Origin of the sequence: Pseudomonas sp. R15(2017) (assembly GCF_002112685.1) — a bacterium.
Classification (GTDB): Bacteria; Pseudomonadota; Gammaproteobacteria; order Pseudomonadales; family Pseudomonadaceae; genus Aquipseudomonas; species Aquipseudomonas glycinae.
The window spans coordinates 157,086-171,063 of sequence record NZ_NEII01000005.1 but is presented as its reverse complement, the minus strand read 5'-3'; the positions used below and the strand labels follow the sequence as shown (position 1 = coordinate 171,063).

General features: G+C 61.6%; 13 protein-coding genes. 6 read left to right on the top strand and 7 right to left on the bottom strand.

The genetic code is table 11. The features are described 5' to 3' along the window. Positions 1 to 89: 89 nt before the first annotated feature. From mreD to mreB, 3 genes are all read right to left on the bottom strand, one after another. Complete coding sequence (mreD, locus tag CAF77_RS12490; protein ID WP_064382544.1) at positions 90 to 581, bottom strand: rod shape-determining protein MreD; 492 nt, start codon at positions 579 to 581, stop codon at positions 90 to 92. Next, entirely contained in the window at positions 581 to 1,705 is a 1,125-nt protein-coding gene (gene mreC / locus CAF77_RS12485; protein WP_084777036.1) for a rod shape-determining protein MreC, read from the bottom strand. The genes mreD and mreC overlap by 1 nt, the downstream gene beginning before the upstream one ends. A 140-nt stretch (positions 1,706 to 1,845) precedes the next feature. Beyond that, positions 1,846 to 2,883 (bottom strand): rod shape-determining protein MreB, encoded by a 1,038-nt coding sequence (gene mreB, locus CAF77_RS12480; protein ID WP_002555108.1) that lies wholly within the window; start codon positions 2,881 to 2,883, stop codon positions 1,846 to 1,848. 211 nt (positions 2,884 to 3,094) lie between these two features. Between mreB and gatC the strand changes: the two genes are divergently transcribed. From gatC to CAF77_RS12450, 6 genes are all read left to right on the top strand, one after another. Continuing rightward, the gene (gene gatC / locus CAF77_RS12475; protein WP_007953612.1) at positions 3,095 to 3,382 is read left to right on the top strand and encodes an Asp-tRNA(Asn)/Glu-tRNA(Gln) amidotransferase subunit GatC; all 288 of its coding nucleotides are present in this window, start codon (positions 3,095 to 3,097) and stop codon (positions 3,380 to 3,382) included. A 16-nt stretch (positions 3,383 to 3,398) separates the two neighbouring features. Next, on the top strand, positions 3,399 to 4,850 hold the full coding sequence (gene gatA, locus CAF77_RS12470) for an Asp-tRNA(Asn)/Glu-tRNA(Gln) amidotransferase subunit GatA (protein WP_064382546.1): 1,452 nt from the start codon (positions 3,399 to 3,401) through the stop codon (positions 4,848 to 4,850). Positions 4,851 to 4,860: 10 nt separating this feature from the next. Continuing rightward, entirely contained in the window at positions 4,861 to 6,306 is a 1,446-nt protein-coding gene (gene gatB, locus CAF77_RS12465) for an Asp-tRNA(Asn)/Glu-tRNA(Gln) amidotransferase subunit GatB (protein ID WP_064382547.1), read from the top strand. A 145-nt stretch (positions 6,307 to 6,451) separates the two neighbouring features. Then, positions 6,452 to 6,826, top strand: coding sequence for a septal ring lytic transglycosylase RlpA family protein (locus tag CAF77_RS12460; protein ID WP_011332454.1), 375 nt, complete (start codon positions 6,452 to 6,454; stop codon positions 6,824 to 6,826). 46 nt (positions 6,827 to 6,872) lie between these two features. After that, positions 6,873 to 7,934, top strand: a complete 1,062-nt coding sequence (locus CAF77_RS12455) for a calcium/sodium antiporter (protein ID WP_064382549.1) — start codon at positions 6,873 to 6,875, stop codon at positions 7,932 to 7,934. Then, positions 7,931 to 8,311: a carboxymuconolactone decarboxylase family protein gene (locus CAF77_RS12450; protein ID WP_011332452.1), complete on the top strand. Its 381-nt coding sequence runs from the start codon at positions 7,931 to 7,933 to the stop codon at positions 8,309 to 8,311. Before CAF77_RS12455 ends, CAF77_RS12450 begins: the two co-directional genes overlap by 4 nt. Before the next feature lie 9 nt (positions 8,312 to 8,320). Here the strand turns inward: CAF77_RS12450 and CAF77_RS12445 are convergent, their stop codons facing one another. The 4 genes from CAF77_RS12445 to CAF77_RS12430 form a co-directional block, all read right to left on the bottom strand. Continuing rightward, the gene (locus CAF77_RS12445) at positions 8,321 to 9,262 is read right to left on the bottom strand and encodes an AEC family transporter (protein WP_064382550.1); all 942 of its coding nucleotides are present in this window, start codon (positions 9,260 to 9,262) and stop codon (positions 8,321 to 8,323) included. 179 nt (positions 9,263 to 9,441) lie between these two features. Further along, complete coding sequence (gene garD, locus CAF77_RS12440) at positions 9,442 to 10,995, bottom strand: galactarate dehydratase (RefSeq protein ID WP_064382551.1); 1,554 nt, start codon at positions 10,993 to 10,995, stop codon at positions 9,442 to 9,444. Positions 10,996 to 11,006: 11 nt separating this feature from the next. Further along, positions 11,007 to 12,371: an MFS transporter gene (locus CAF77_RS12435; protein WP_041475503.1), complete on the bottom strand. Its 1,365-nt coding sequence runs from the start codon at positions 12,369 to 12,371 to the stop codon at positions 11,007 to 11,009. A gap of 148 nt (positions 12,372 to 12,519) precedes the next feature. Continuing rightward, on the bottom strand, positions 12,520 to 13,959 hold the full coding sequence (locus CAF77_RS12430; RefSeq protein WP_011332449.1) for an aldehyde dehydrogenase family protein: 1,440 nt from the start codon (positions 13,957 to 13,959) through the stop codon (positions 12,520 to 12,522). Positions 13,960 to 13,978 lie beyond the last annotated feature (19 nt).

The following is a 13,978-nucleotide window of genomic DNA, read 5'->3' as shown; positions in this document are numbered from 1 at the left end:
CGGCGCCTTGTCTGGCAACAACAGCCGCTCGCCCAAAAAGAACTTCATTTGCGAGGCAAGGCACTGATACGGGCAAATGCCTGACCGAATCAGTTGATTTTGTAGCGCCGACGCAATCCACGCAAAGCGAAGCTGACCCAAGGCCAGAGCAAGGCACTGACCAGTGCCGGCAGGACCAGTGCGAGGGTCGGCTGACGGTTGCCGGTCAAGGCGCTGAGCCAGAGTTGTACGAGCTGGGCGAGGCCGAAGATCACCAGAATCACCAGGCACTGCTGCCACATCGGGAACATTCGCAGGCGTTGTTGCAACGACAGCACGAGGAACGTGATCAGTGTCAGGATCAATGCATTCTGACCGAGCAGATCGCCTTGCAGCACGTCCTCGGCCAGCCCCAGGCAGAACGCCGTGACCATGCCGACCGTATGCGGCAGGTACAAAGCCCAGAAAGTCAGGAGCAAGGCCAGCCACAGCGGGCGCAGGATTTCCATGAAAATGGGCAATGGCGACACGCTGAGCAGTATGCCGACGATAAACGTCAGCCAGACGATCCAGCCGTTACGCGATGCGGTAGCTCCGACCATTATTCTTGCCTCCCGGTGGTCGCCGGCGCAGTGACAGGCGGCTTGGCCGCTGGTCGAGCAGCGGGCTGATTGGCCGGTGGCTTGCTGGCCGCGGGTGTGGCTGCAGGCGGTTTGCTCGCAGCAGGTTTGGCCGGCGTGGTGCCGGCAGCAGGCGCAGCCGACGGAGTCGTCGTGGCAGGAGTTGCGGATGAGGCTGGCGGGGTGACGATTTTCGGCACCGTGGACGGAATCACCGGACCACCACCAAAGGCATCGAGGTTTTCCTGAGCCTGCGCGGCATCGTTGGCGCGCTCTTCGGCAGTGCGGTTGTCACTGAATACCAGCAACAGGTAACGGCTGCGGTTGAGTGCGGCGGTCGGCACGGCGCGGACGATTGCAAAAGGCTGGCCGGAATCGTGGATGACTTCCTTGACCGTCGCCACCGGGTAACCGGCCGGGAAACGCTGGCCGAGACCGGAGCTGACCAGCAGATCACCTTCCTTGATATCGGCAGTGTCCGCCACGTGGCGCAGTTCCAGACGCTCGGGGTTACCGGTGCCGCTGGCAATCGCCCGCAGGCCGTTACGGTTCACCTGCACGGGAATGCTGTGGGTCGAGTCGGTCAGCAGCAGCACACGTGAGGTGTACGGCATCAGTTCGACCACCTGCCCCATCAGGCCGCGAGCATCGAGCACCGGCTGACCGAGCACTACGCCATCACGCTCACCTTTATTGATGATGATGCGATGGGTGAAAGGGTTGGGGTCCATGCCGATCAATTCGGCCACTTCGACCTTCTCGTTGACCAGCGCGGAGGAATTGAGCAACTCGCGCAGACGGACGTTCTGCTCGGTGAGGGCGGCAAGCTTCTGCATGCGACCCTGCAACAGCAGGTTTTCCGACTTGAGTTTTTCATTTTCGGCGACGAGCTCGGTGCGACTGCCGAACTGGCTGGCGATACCTTCCCACAACCGTCCGGGCAGGTCAGTAATCCAGTAGGCGTCCATCAGCACCAGCGAGGCCTGGCTGCGTACGGGTTTAAGCAGGCTGAAGCGCGCATCAACGACCATCAGCGCGACCGACAGCACGGCCAGCACCAACAGGCGCACGCCCAATGAGGGGCCCTTGGCGAAAAGCGGTTTAATAAGCCGCTCCTCCCAGGCAAATGTTCTGTTTATTCATACGGCATCAAACCGGCCTGGATGAAGACTGACAGAAGATAAACGCCAACAGGCAGCACTGCAAAGTGCTGCCTGTGCGCTCACCCACGTATTGCACCCGGCGATTATTCGCTGGAGAGCAGGTCCATGGTGTGCTTGTCCATCATTTCCAATGCACGGCCACCGCCGCGAGCGACGCAGGTCAGCGGATCTTCGGCAACGATTACCGGCAGACCGGTTTCCTGGGCCAGCAGCTTGTCCAGGTCACGCAGCAGCGCGCCACCACCGGTCAGCACCAGGCCACGCTCGGCGATGTCGGAAGCCAGTTCCGGCGGCGATTGCTCCAGAGCGCTTTTCACCGCCTGAACGATGGTTGCCAGGGACTCTTGCAGAGCTTCCAGCACTTCGTTGGAGTTCAGGGTGAATGCACGTGGAACGCCTTCGGCCAGGTTGCGACCACGAACGTCGACTTCGCGAACTTCGCCGCCCGGATAGGCCGTGCCGATTTCCTGCTTGATGCGTTCGGCGGTGGATTCGCCGATCAGGCTGCCGTAGTTGCGGCGCACGTAGGTGATGATCGCTTCGTCGAAGCGGTCGCCGCCAACGCGTACGGATTCGGCATAGACCACACCGTTCAGGGAGATCAGCGCGATTTCGGTAGTACCACCACCGATATCCACGACCATCGAACCGCGAGCTTCTTCAACCGGCAGGCCGGCACCGATCGCTGCCGCCATCGGCTCTTCGATCAGGAACACTTCACGGGCACCGGCGCCAAGGGCCGATTCACGGATGGCACGACGCTCAACCTGGGTGGACTTGCATGGAACGCAGATCAGCACACGAGGGCTGGGCTGCAGAAAGCTGTTTTCGTGAACCTTGTTGATAAAGTATTGCAGCATCTTTTCGCAGACGCTGAAGTCGGCGATCACGCCGTCCTTCATCGGACGAATGGCAGCAATGTTGCCCGGCGTACGGCCGAGCATGCGCTTGGCCTCGGTGCCGACAGCGACGACACTTTTCTGGTTACCGTGTGTCCGAATGGCCACAACCGATGGCTCATTCAGGACGATACCGCGCTCGCGCACGTAAATAAGGGTGTTGGCAGTGCCCAGGTCAATGGAAAGATCGCTGGAAAACATGCCACGCAGTTTCTTGAACATGGGAAAGGGACCCTAGGCAACGCGTGGGTAAAAAAGTGCGGCAAACTCTAACAACGACAGGGATTTTGGGCAAGGCGCCAATATGTTAAATTGGCCGCTTTTCTGTGCACCAAGCCCCACAATCGCGGCCTTATGACCGTAGAAGTGCGGTAGTGTTCCGACAATCTAACACACGGACGCCGTCCGTCCTGTTTTCCACTGGAGAAACCCGATGGCGCTAGAACGCTCCGACGTGGAAAAAATCGCTCATCTGGCCAGCCTTGGCCTTAATGACGCCGATCTTCCACACATCACTTCGGCCCTCAACAGCATTCTCGGGCTGGTCGACGAAATGCAGGCGGTCAATACCGACGGTATCGAGCCGCTGGCCCACCCGCTGGAAGCCAGTCAGCGCCTGCGCGCCGACGTCGTGACCGAAAGCAATAACCGCGAGGCTTATCAGTCCATCGCACCAGCGGTCGAAAACGGCCTGTACCTGGTTCCGAAAGTCATCGACTAAAGGGAAAGAGCCTGCAATGCATCAATTGACTCTGGCCGAGATCGCCCGCGGTCTCGCCGATAAAAAGTTTTCTTCCGAAGAGCTGACCAAAGTCCTGCTGGCGCGTATCACCCAGCTCGATCCGCAGCTCAACAGTTTCATCAGCCTCACCGAAGAGCTGGCCCTCGAGCAGGCGAAAGCCGCCGACGTGCGCCGGGCCAATGGTGAGAGTGGCGCCCTGCTCGGTGCGCCGATCGCCCACAAGGATCTGTTCTGCACCCAGGGCATCCGCACCAGCTGCGGCTCGAAGATGCTCGACAACTTCAAGGCTCCATACGACGCCACCGTGGTGTCGAAGCTGGCCGCCGCCGGCACCGTGATTCTGGGCAAGACCAACATGGACGAATTCGCCATGGGTTCGGCCAACGAGTCGAGCTGGTACGGCGCGGTGAAAAACCCGTGGAACCTGGAACACGTGCCCGGCGGTTCGTCCGGTGGTTCGGCGGCGGCAGTTGCCGCTCGTCTGCTGCCTGCCGCGACGGCCACCGACACTGGCGGCTCGATCCGTCAGCCGGCCGCGTTCACCAACCTCACCGGCCTGAAGCCGACCTACGGTCGCGTGTCGCGCTGGGGCATGATCGCTTACGCCTCCAGCCTCGATCAGGGCGGCCCTCTGGCACGCACGGCCGAAGACTGCGCAATTTTGTTGCAAGGTATGGCCGGCTTCGATCCGAACGACTCCACCAGCATCGATGAGCCAGTGCCGGACTACGCCGCCGGCCTGAACGGCTCGCTGCAAGGCCTGCGCATCGGTGTGCCGAAGGAATACTTCGGTGCCGGTCTCGACCCGCGCATCGCCGAGCTGATCCAGAACAGCATCAAGGAGCTGCAGAAGCTCGGTGCCGTGATCAAGGAAATCAGCCTGCCGAACATGCAGCACGCGATCCCTGCGTACTACGTGATCGCCCCGGCAGAAGCCTCCTCCAACCTGTCGCGTTTCGACGGTGTGCGCTTCGGCCACCGCTGCGCAGACCCGAAGAACCTGGAAGACCTGTACAAGCGCTCCCGTGGCGAAGGCTTCGGGCCTGAAGTGCAGCGCCGGATCATGGTCGGTGCCTACGCACTGTCCGCCGGTTACTACGACGCCTACTACCTGAAAGCGCAGAAGATCCGTCGCTTGGTGAAGAACGACTTCATGACTGCCTTTAATGAAGTCGACATCATCCTCGGCCCGACCACGCCAAACCCGGCCTGGAAACTCGGTGCCAAGAACAGCGACCCGGTCGCTGCCTACCTGGAAGACGTCTACACCATCACCGCCAACCTCGCAGGCCTGCCGGGCCTGTCGATGCCGGCCGGTTTCGTCGACGGCCTGCCGGTCGGCGTGCAACTGCTCGCTCCGTATTTCCAGGAAGGCCGCTTGCTCAACGTTGCGCACCAGTATCAGTTGAACACTGACTGGCACACTCGCACCCCAACCGGCTTCTGAGGAGACACACATGCAATGGGAAGTCGTGATCGGGCTGGAGATTCACACCCAGCTCACCACCCGGTCGAAAATCTTTTCCGGTAGTTCCACCCAGTTCGGTTCCGAGCCGAACACCCAGGCCAGCCTGATCGACCTGGGCATGCCCGGCGTGCTGCCGGTGCTCAACCAGGAAGCGGTGCGCATGGCTGTGATGTTCGGTCTGGCGATTGACGCCGAGATCGGTCAGCACAACGTGTTCGCCCGTAAAAACTATTTCTACCCGGACCTGCCGAAGGGCTACCAGATCAGCCAGATGGAATTGCCGATCGTCGGCAAGGGCCACCTGGACATCGCCCTGGAAGACGGCACGGTCAAACGCGTCGGCATTACTCGCGCGCACCTGGAAGAAGACGCCGGCAAGAGCCTGCACGAAGAATTCAGCGGTGCCACCGGCATCGACCTGAACCGTGCCGGCACACCGCTGCTGGAAATCGTTTCCGAGCCTGACATGCGCAGCGCCAAGGAAGCCGTGGCCTACGTCAAGGCGATCCACGCGCTGGTACGTTACCTGGGCATCTGCGATGGCAACATGGCCGAAGGCTCGCTGCGTTGTGACTGCAACGTGTCGGTACGTCCGAAAGGTCAGGTCGAGTTCGGCACCCGCTGCGAGATCAAGAACGTCAACTCGTTCCGCTTCATCGAGAAGGCGATCAACTCCGAGATCCAGCGTCAGATCGACCTGATCGAAGACGGCGGCAAAGTGATTCAGCAGACCCGTCTGTACGATCCGAACAAGGACGAGACCCGTCCGATGCGCAGCAAAGAGGAAGCCAACGACTACCGTTACTTCCCCGATCCGGACCTGCTGCCGGTGGTCATCGAGGACTCGTTCCTCAACGACGTGCGCGCCACCCTGCCGGAGCTGCCACCGCAAAAACGCGAGCGCTTCCAGAGTGCGTTCGGTCTGTCGGCCTACGACGCCAATGTGCTGGCCACCAGCCGTGAGCAGGCGGACTACTTCGAGAAAGTGGCAGCCATCGGCGGCGACGCCAAACTGGCGGCGAACTGGGTGATGGTCGAGTTGGGCAGCCTGCTCAACAAGCAGAACCTGGACATCGAGGATTCACCGGTTTCGGCCGAGCAACTGGGCGGCATGCTGCTGCGCATCAAGGACAACACCATCTCCGGCAAGATCGCCAAGGTGGTGTTCGAAGCGATGGCCAACGGCGAAGGCAGCGCAGACGAGATCATCGAGAAGCGCGGCCTGAAGCAGGTTACCGACAGCGGTGCGATTTCGGCGGTGCTGGACGAAATGCTTGCGGCCAACGCCGAGCAGGTCGAGCAATACCGTGCGGCAGACGAAGCCAAGCGCGGCAAGATGTTCGGCTTCTTCGTCGGCCAGGCCATGAAAGCCTCCAAAGGCAAGGCCAACCCGCAGCAAGTGAACGAACTGCTGAAAAGCAAGCTCGAAGGCTGACGATGGCCCCGCGCCTGAGGATCGTTCCCACGCTCTGCGTGGGAATGCCGCCTCGGACGCTCCGCGTCCATTGCGGTGTGACGCAGAGCGTCACGGGGTGCATTCCCACGCCGGAGCGTGGGAACGATCACTTGGGAGCTTATGAATGAAACGTCTGCTCGGCGCCTGCGCCCTGCTCTCCTTGCTGGCCGGTTGCGCCAGCACCGATGTCATCGACCCGCACGGTTACGACCAGACCGGTGTCGCCTCCTATTACGGTGCCAAGCACCACGGTAAACGCACCGCCAGCGGCGAAGCGTTCAACCAGAATTCCCTGACCGCCGCCCACCGCCAGTTGCCGTTCGGCACCCGGGTGAAGGTCACCAACCTGAAAAACGATGAATCCGTCGTGGTCCGCATCAACGACCGCGGCCCGCACACTCGTGGTCGCCTGATCGATGTTTCACGTGCGGCGGCCGAACAGCTCGGTATGCTGCGCAGTGGAACCGCCCGCGTTCGGGTCCAGGCCCTCGACGACTGATGGAGCGTCCACCATTTTCGGACTGACCGACTTACCCCTGATCAGCGTGATCGAATTGCTCAGCGGGCTGTTCCTGCTGATCGCCGGCGCCGAACTGATGGTACGCGCCGCCGTGCGTCTGGCCGCGCGCCTGCATTTGCGGCCGCTGATTATCGGCCTGACCATCGTCGCCCTCGGCAGCAGCGCTCCGCAAATGGTCGTCAGCCTGCAAGCCGTGCAGGCGCACACGCCGGACATCGCCGTCAGCAGCGTGATCGGCAGCAGCATTTTCAACATTCTCGTCACCCTCGGCCTGTCGGCACTGATCATTCCGCTGCGTGTATCGCGACAACTGGTGCGCCTCGACATTCCACTGATGATCGGTGCCAGCCTGCTGGTGTTCGTGCTGGCATGGAATGAAGAGCTCGGGCGCTTCGACGGCATTCTGTTGCTCGGCGCCCTCGCCCTGTATCTCGGATTATTGCTGCGCCAGTCGCGGCACTCGACCCGCCCGCACTCCGATCAACCGCACGATCCGCAGGCACCGTGGTTCACCAGCCTGCTGATGATTGTCGGCGGTCTGGGCATGCTGGTGTTCGCCGGGCACTTGCTGCTGGGCGCCGCCGTGGTCGTGGCCACCGACCTGGGGTTCTCCGAACGGGTAATCGGCCTGACCGTGGTCGCGGTCGGTACCTCGCTGCCGGAACTGGCTACATCGTTGATCGCAGCGCTGCGCGGTCAGCGGGACATTGCAGTCGGCAACGTGATCGGCGCCAACCTGTTCAACCTGCTCGGAGTGCTGGGCCTCACCGCACTGATCGCGCCGACGCCGCTGTCGGTCTCGCCGAACGCACTGGATTTCGACCTGCCGGTGATGCTCGGCGTCGCGGCGCTGTGCCTGCCGGTGTTCTATTCCGGCTACCGCGTGACCCGGGCTGAAGGCTTGTTGCTGCTGGGTTTGTATCTGGCATACGGGCTGCACGTGGTGTCGTTCACCACCGGCATGCCACTGGCCGGCAAACTCGAGCGATTGATGCTGTTTTATGTGCTGCCGACGCTGCTGGCGTTTCTGTTTTTCACGTCCGTACGCGCCTGGCGCCGCCAACACCACAAGAGGGATGTGCCATGACCGAATCGAAGAAATCCGGGGTTGAAGTCCGCCGTCAGGTAATGGGCGACGCGTTTGTCGACCGCGCGCTGGGCAATGCCACCGAATTCACTCAACCCTTGCAGGATTTCGTCAACGAACACGCCTGGGGCGGCGTGTGGAATCGAGAAGGTCTGCCGCTGAAAACCCGCAGCCTGATCACCCTCGCCGCGCTGACTGCGTTGAAGTGTCCGCAAGAGTTGAAGGGCCACGTGCGCGGTGCGCTGAACAATGGCTGCACGGTTGATGAGATCCGTGAAGCGCTGCTGCATTGCGCGGTGTACGCCGGCGTACCGGCGGCGATCGATGCGTTCCGCGCGGCGCAGGAAGTGATCGACAGTTACCAGAAGCCCGAGTAACCGCCGGCCTCAGATCCACCCGCCCCACTGCAGGAAGAAGATCCCGATATTGGTGGTGATCGCCGCCATCAACGTGGTCAGCACGATGATCGCCGCTGCCAGTTCATGGTTGCCCTGTGCCGCACGGGCCATGACGAAACTGGCGGCGGCGGTCGGGCTGCCGAAGTACAGAAACAGAATCCCCAGCTCTGCCCCGCGAAAACCCCACAGCCATGCACCCAGCGTGGCGATCACCGGCAGGCCGACCATCTTCACCAGACTCGAACTGAGCGCCATCTTGCCGCTCTTGCGCAGCGCCGCCAGCGACAGCGTGCCGCCAATGCAGATCAATGCCAGCGGCAGCGTGGTTTGCGCCAGGTACTGGCCGGAGGTTTCCAGCCAGCCCGGCAGACCGATCTTGAAATAAGCGAACGGCGCCGCCGCGATCACGCTGATGATCAACGGATTGCTGACCACGCTTTTGCAGATGCTCCACGGATCGGATTTGATCACCGGGCTGTAGACCGCCAGCACAATGGTCGACAGGGTGTTGTAGAACAGGATCACCAGCGCTGCGAGAATCGCCCCGAGGGAAATCCCGTAGTCGCCGTACATGCTCGCCGCCAGCGCCAGGCCGATCACCCCGTTGTTGCCGCGAAACGCGCCTTGGGTGTAGATACCCCGGTCTTCACGCGGGCAGCGGAAAATCGCCCAGCCCCAGGCCACGGCAAAACTGACCAGCGTCGCGAGAGCGAAATAGATCAGCAGCGCCGGTTGCAGTGCCGCGTGCAGGTCGGCGTGCAGGATGCCGAGAAACAGCAGCGCCGGCATGGTGACGTTGAACACCAGCGACGAGGCTGTGTGGATGAAGTTGTCGTTGATCCAGTCGATGCGTTTGAGCAGCACACCGAGAAAAAGCATGGCAAACACCGGCGCGGTGATGTTCAGGGTTTCGAGGAAGATTGCCAGCATGCCGGGGAGCCTTGGAGGTGAGCGTCGTTAGGGGGCTAATGATAAGCCACTTTCACCCTGATCGTTCCCACGCTCTGCGTGGTAACGTCTCCTGTGACGCTCCGCGTCACGCTGTTGGGACGCGGAGCGTCCCCGGCTGCATTCCCACGCGGAGCGTGGGAACGATCAACGGGGTGGTCTCAGGTGATAGGCGCCGGATTGAACAACGTAATGTCGTTATGCAGCTTGTGCTTCTCCGCCCACGTCTGTTGCTTGCCGCTCGCCACATCCAGGTAGTAGTGGAACAACTCCCAGCCCAACTCCTCGATGGTTGCGCGCCCGGTGGCAATCCGCCCGGCATCGATGTCGATCAGATCCGGCCAGCGTTGCGCCAGTTCGGTACGGGTCGAAACCTTCACCACCGGCGCCATGGCCAGACCATAAGGCGTGCCACGCCCGGTGGTGAACACATGCAGGTTCATCCCCGCCGCCAGTTGCAAGGTGCCGCAGACAAAGTCACTGGCTGGCGTCGCACAGAAAATCAAGCCCTTCTGCTTGAAACGCTCCCCAGGGCCGAGCACGCCACTGATCGCACTGTTGCCGGACTTCACGATCGAGCCCAATGACTTCTCGACGATGTTCGACAACCCGCCCTTCTTGTTGCCCGGCGTGGTGTTGGCGCTGCGATCCGCTTCACCCTTGGCCAGGTAACGGTCGTACCAGTCCATCTCGCGCACCAGTTCCTCGGCAACGGTTTTGGTCTGGGCCCGTGAGGTCAGCAGGTAAATCGCATCACGCACTTCGGTGACTTCGGAAAACATCACCGTCGCCCCTGCCCGCAGCAGCAAGTCCGAGGCGTAACCCAGCGCGGGGTTGGCGGTGATGCCGGAAAACGCATCGCTGCCGCCGCACTGCATGCCGAGGATCAGCTCGGACGCCGGCACGGTTTCCCGGCGGCGCTGGTCGAGCTTCTTCAAACGGACTTCGGCCAGCTCCATGATCTGCTCGATCATCTCGGTGAAACCGTGACTGGAATCCTGCAAGCGATACAGCCACGGCTCGCTCAGATCCACCGAGGCATCGTCCTCGTGCATCACCTGCCCGGCCTGCAATTTCTCGCAGCCCAGGCTGATCACCAACGCCTCGCCACCGAGGTTCGGGTTGCGCGCCAGATTGCGTACGGTACGGATCGGAATGTAGGCGTCGGTGGCGGTGATAGCCACGCCACAACCGTAACTGTGGGTCAGCGCCACCACGTCATCGACGTTCGGGTACTTGGGCAGCAGTTCGTCCTTGATCCGCTTCACCGCGTGATCCAGCACCCCGGTGACGCACTGCACGGTGGTGGTGATCCCGAGAATGTTGCGCGTGCCGACGGTGCCGTCGGCGTTGCGATAACCCTCGAACGTGAAGCCTTCCAGCGGCGCCTGGGTGGCCGGCACTTCGGTGGACAGCGGCAGGCTGTCCAGCGGTGGCGCGGTTGGCATGCGCAGTTGATCTTCCTTGACCCAACTGCCACGGGGAATCGGCTGCAACGCATAGCCAATGATCTGGCCGTAGCGGATCACTGTGCCGCCCTCGGGGATATCCACGAGGCTGACCTTGTGACTCTGCGGCACAAAATCCACCGTCACCAGGCCATCGGCAAATGCGGTGCCGGCCGGCACGCCCTGGTCGTTGACCACTACCACTACGTTGTCCCGCTCGTGCAGGCGGATGTAGCGCGGCGAGTCGGAATGTTCAATCAACTGCATGACGCCGCTCCTCAGGAATGCGCTTGAGACAATTTGCCGGTGGCTTCGGAACCGCCATTGGTTGGCGGCTCTTTAAGTACCACACGTTTGATCGGGCCGACGATCACCAGGTAGCTGAACACCGCCACGAGTGCGTTGGCGCCGACGAACACCAGTGCCCATTTGAACGAACCGGTTGAACTGATGATGTAGCCGATGACGATCGGAGTGGTGATCGAGGCGATGTTGCCGAAGGTGTTGAACAGGCCACCGCTCAGACCGGCGATCTGTTTTGGCGAGGTGTCGGAGACCACCGCCCAGCCCAGTGCACCCACGCCTTTGCCGAAGAAGGCCAGGGCCATGAAGCCGACCACCATCCATTCAACGTCCACATAGTTGCAGGCCACGATGCTGCTCGAAACCAGCAGACCGGCGATGATCGGCGCCTTGCGGGCAAAGGTCAGCGAATGGCCCTTGCGCAGCAGGTAATCGGAAATCACCCCGCCGAGGACGCCGCCGATAAAGCCGCAGATCGCCGGCAACGAGGCGATGAAACCAGCCTTGAGGATGGTCATGCCGCGTTCCTGCACCAGGTACACCGGGAACCAGGTCAGGAAGAAATAGGTGATGCCGTTGATGCAGTACTGGCCCAGGTAAACGCCGAGCATCATGCGATTGGTCAGCAGCTGGCGGATGTAATCCCATTTCGGGCCGTCAGCCTTTTTGCCTTGTTTCTGGTCCATGTCGACCATGCCGCCGTTGTCGGCGATGAACTTCACTTCCGCTTCGTTGGCCATCGGGTGTTGGCGCGGGCTGTGGATAACCTTCAGCCAGACCAGCGAGAACACGATACCGAGCAGGCCCATGACGATGAACACGTGCTCCCAGCCAAAGGAGAACACGATCCAGCCCATCAGCGGCGCGAACAACACGGTGGCAAAGTATTGCGCCGAGTTGAAGATCGCCGAAGCGGTGCCGCGCTCAGCGGTCGGGAACCAGGCCGCGACGATGCGTGCGTTACCGGGGAACGATGGCGCCTCGGCCAGACCGACCAGAAAGCGCAGCATGAACAGCGCGACGATGGCCGTGGACATGCCGAACTCACCGACGAAGCCTTGCAGTACGGTGAACAGCGACCAGGTGAAGATGCTCAGGGCATAGACTTTTTTCGAGCCGAAGCGATCGAGCAGCCAGCCGCCGGGAATTTGCCCGGCCACGTAGGCCCAACCGAAAGCAGAGAAGATGTAGCCGAGGGTGACCGCGTCGATGCCGAGGTCTTTTTGCAAGCTGGAACCGGCGATCGCGATGGTGGCGCGGTCGGCGTAGTTGATCGTGGTCACCAGAAACAGCATGAGCAGGATCAAATAGCGGACGTGAGTCGGCTTGGACGATTGCATGTAGATGTACTCCCACTGATTATTTTTATGCGCGGGTGGATCTTCTTTGGTGTTTCTTTTGTGGGAACTGACCTGCCGGCGATGGCATCACTGCGGTCTGACTGAAAAACCGAGGTGATGCCATCGCTGGCAAGCCAGCTCCCACAGATCAGGAACCGATGTAGCTGGTCTTCACGACCGTGTAGAACTCTTGCGCATAGCGGCCTTGCTCACGTGAGCCATAGGATGAACCCTTACGGCCACCGAACGGAACGTGGTAATCGACACCGGCGGTCGGCAGGTTGACCATCACCATCCCGGCCTGGGAATGACGCTTGAAGTGGTTGGCGTACTTCAGCGACGTGGTGGCGATACCCGCCGACAGACCGAATTCGGTGTCGTTGGCCATGGCCAGCGCAGCCTCGTAATCGGCCACGCGGACGATGTTGGCCACCGGGCCGAAAATCTCTTCGCGGCTGATGCGCATCGAGGCTTCGCTGTCGGCAAACAGGGTCGGCGCGAGGAAGTAGCCCTCGGTGTCACACGTCACCAGACCACCGCCGCTGACCAGACGCGCACCTTCGGACTGACCGATGTCGATGTACTTCATGTCCTGCTCAAGCTGTGCTTGCGAAACCACCGGACCGATGTCGGTGCCGGCCTTCAGCGCGTGGCCGACCTTGATCGACTTCATGCGCTCGGCCATGGCTTCGACGAACTTGTCGTGAATCCCGGCGGTGACGATCAGTCGGCTCGATGCCGTGCAACGCTGGCCGGTGGAGTAGAACGCGCTCTGCACCGACAGCTCGACCGCTTGCTTGAGGTCGGCGTCGTCGAGAATGATCTGCGGGTTCTTGCCGCCCATTTCCAGCTGAACCTTGGCCTGGCGCGACACGCAATTGACCGCGATCTGCCGACCCACGCCGACGGAGCCGGTGAAGCTGATGCCGTCGACTTTCGGGCTGTTGACCAAAGCTTCGCCAACCACGCGACCGCTGCCCATCACCAGGTTGAACACGCCGGCCGGGAAACCTGCGCGGGAGATGATTTCAGCCAGCGCCCAGGCGCAACCCGGCACCAGATCCGCCGGTTTCAACACCACGCAGTTGCCATAGGCCAGGGCCGGGGCGATTTTCCACGACGGGATGGCAATCGGGAAGTTCCAAGGGGTGATCAGGCCGACCACACCCAGTGCTTCGCGGGTGACTTCGACGTTGACGCCCGGACGCACCGACGGCACGTAGTCGCCGGACAGGCGCAGGCACTCGCCGGCGAAGAACTTGAAGATGTTGCCAGCGCGGGTCACTTCGCCGATGGCTTCCGGCAGGGTCTTGCCCTCTTCCCGGGCCAGCAGGGTGCCGAGTTCTTCGCGGCGCGCGAGGATTTCAGTGCCGACTTTGTCCAGCGAATCGTGGCGGGCCTGAATGCCCGAAGTCGACCACGCCGGGAATGCAGCGCGAGCGGCGTCGATGGCGGCATTGACTTGAGCCAGGTCAGCCTTGGCGTAATCGCCAATGGTATCGCTCAGCTCGGACGGGTTGATGTTCGCCGAGTAATCGTTACCGGCGACCCATTCACCGTTGATGTAGTTGTCATAGCGCTTGGTCACGAATCATTCTCCTGACGCA

Bases quoted from the DNA above. Each gene is read 5' to 3' on its own strand.
- mreD (WP_064382544.1), bottom strand. From the start codon at position 581: ATGGTCGGAGCTACCGCATCGCGTAACGGCTGGATCGTCTGGCTGACG.
- CAF77_RS12445 (WP_064382550.1), bottom strand. From the start codon at position 9,262: ATGCTGGCAATCTTCCTCGAAACCCTGAACATCACCGCGCCGGTGTTT.
- gatA (WP_064382546.1), top strand. From the start codon at position 3,399: ATGCATCAATTGACTCTGGCCGAGATCGCCCGCGGTCTCGCCGATAAA.
- CAF77_RS12435 (WP_041475503.1), bottom strand. From the start codon at position 12,371: ATGCAATCGTCCAAGCCGACTCACGTCCGCTATTTGATCCTGCTCATG.
- CAF77_RS12460 (WP_011332454.1), top strand. From the start codon at position 6,452: ATGAAACGTCTGCTCGGCGCCTGCGCCCTGCTCTCCTTGCTGGCCGGT.
- gatB (WP_064382547.1), top strand. From the start codon at position 4,861: ATGCAATGGGAAGTCGTGATCGGGCTGGAGATTCACACCCAGCTCACC.
- gatC (WP_007953612.1), top strand. From the start codon at position 3,095: ATGGCGCTAGAACGCTCCGACGTGGAAAAAATCGCTCATCTGGCCAGC.
- garD (WP_064382551.1), bottom strand. From the start codon at position 10,995: ATGCAGTTGATTGAACATTCCGACTCGCCGCGCTACATCCGCCTGCAC.
- CAF77_RS12450 (WP_011332452.1), top strand. From the start codon at position 7,931: ATGACCGAATCGAAGAAATCCGGGGTTGAAGTCCGCCGTCAGGTAATG.
- mreB (WP_002555108.1), bottom strand. From the start codon at position 2,883: ATGTTCAAGAAACTGCGTGGCATGTTTTCCAGCGATCTTTCCATTGAC.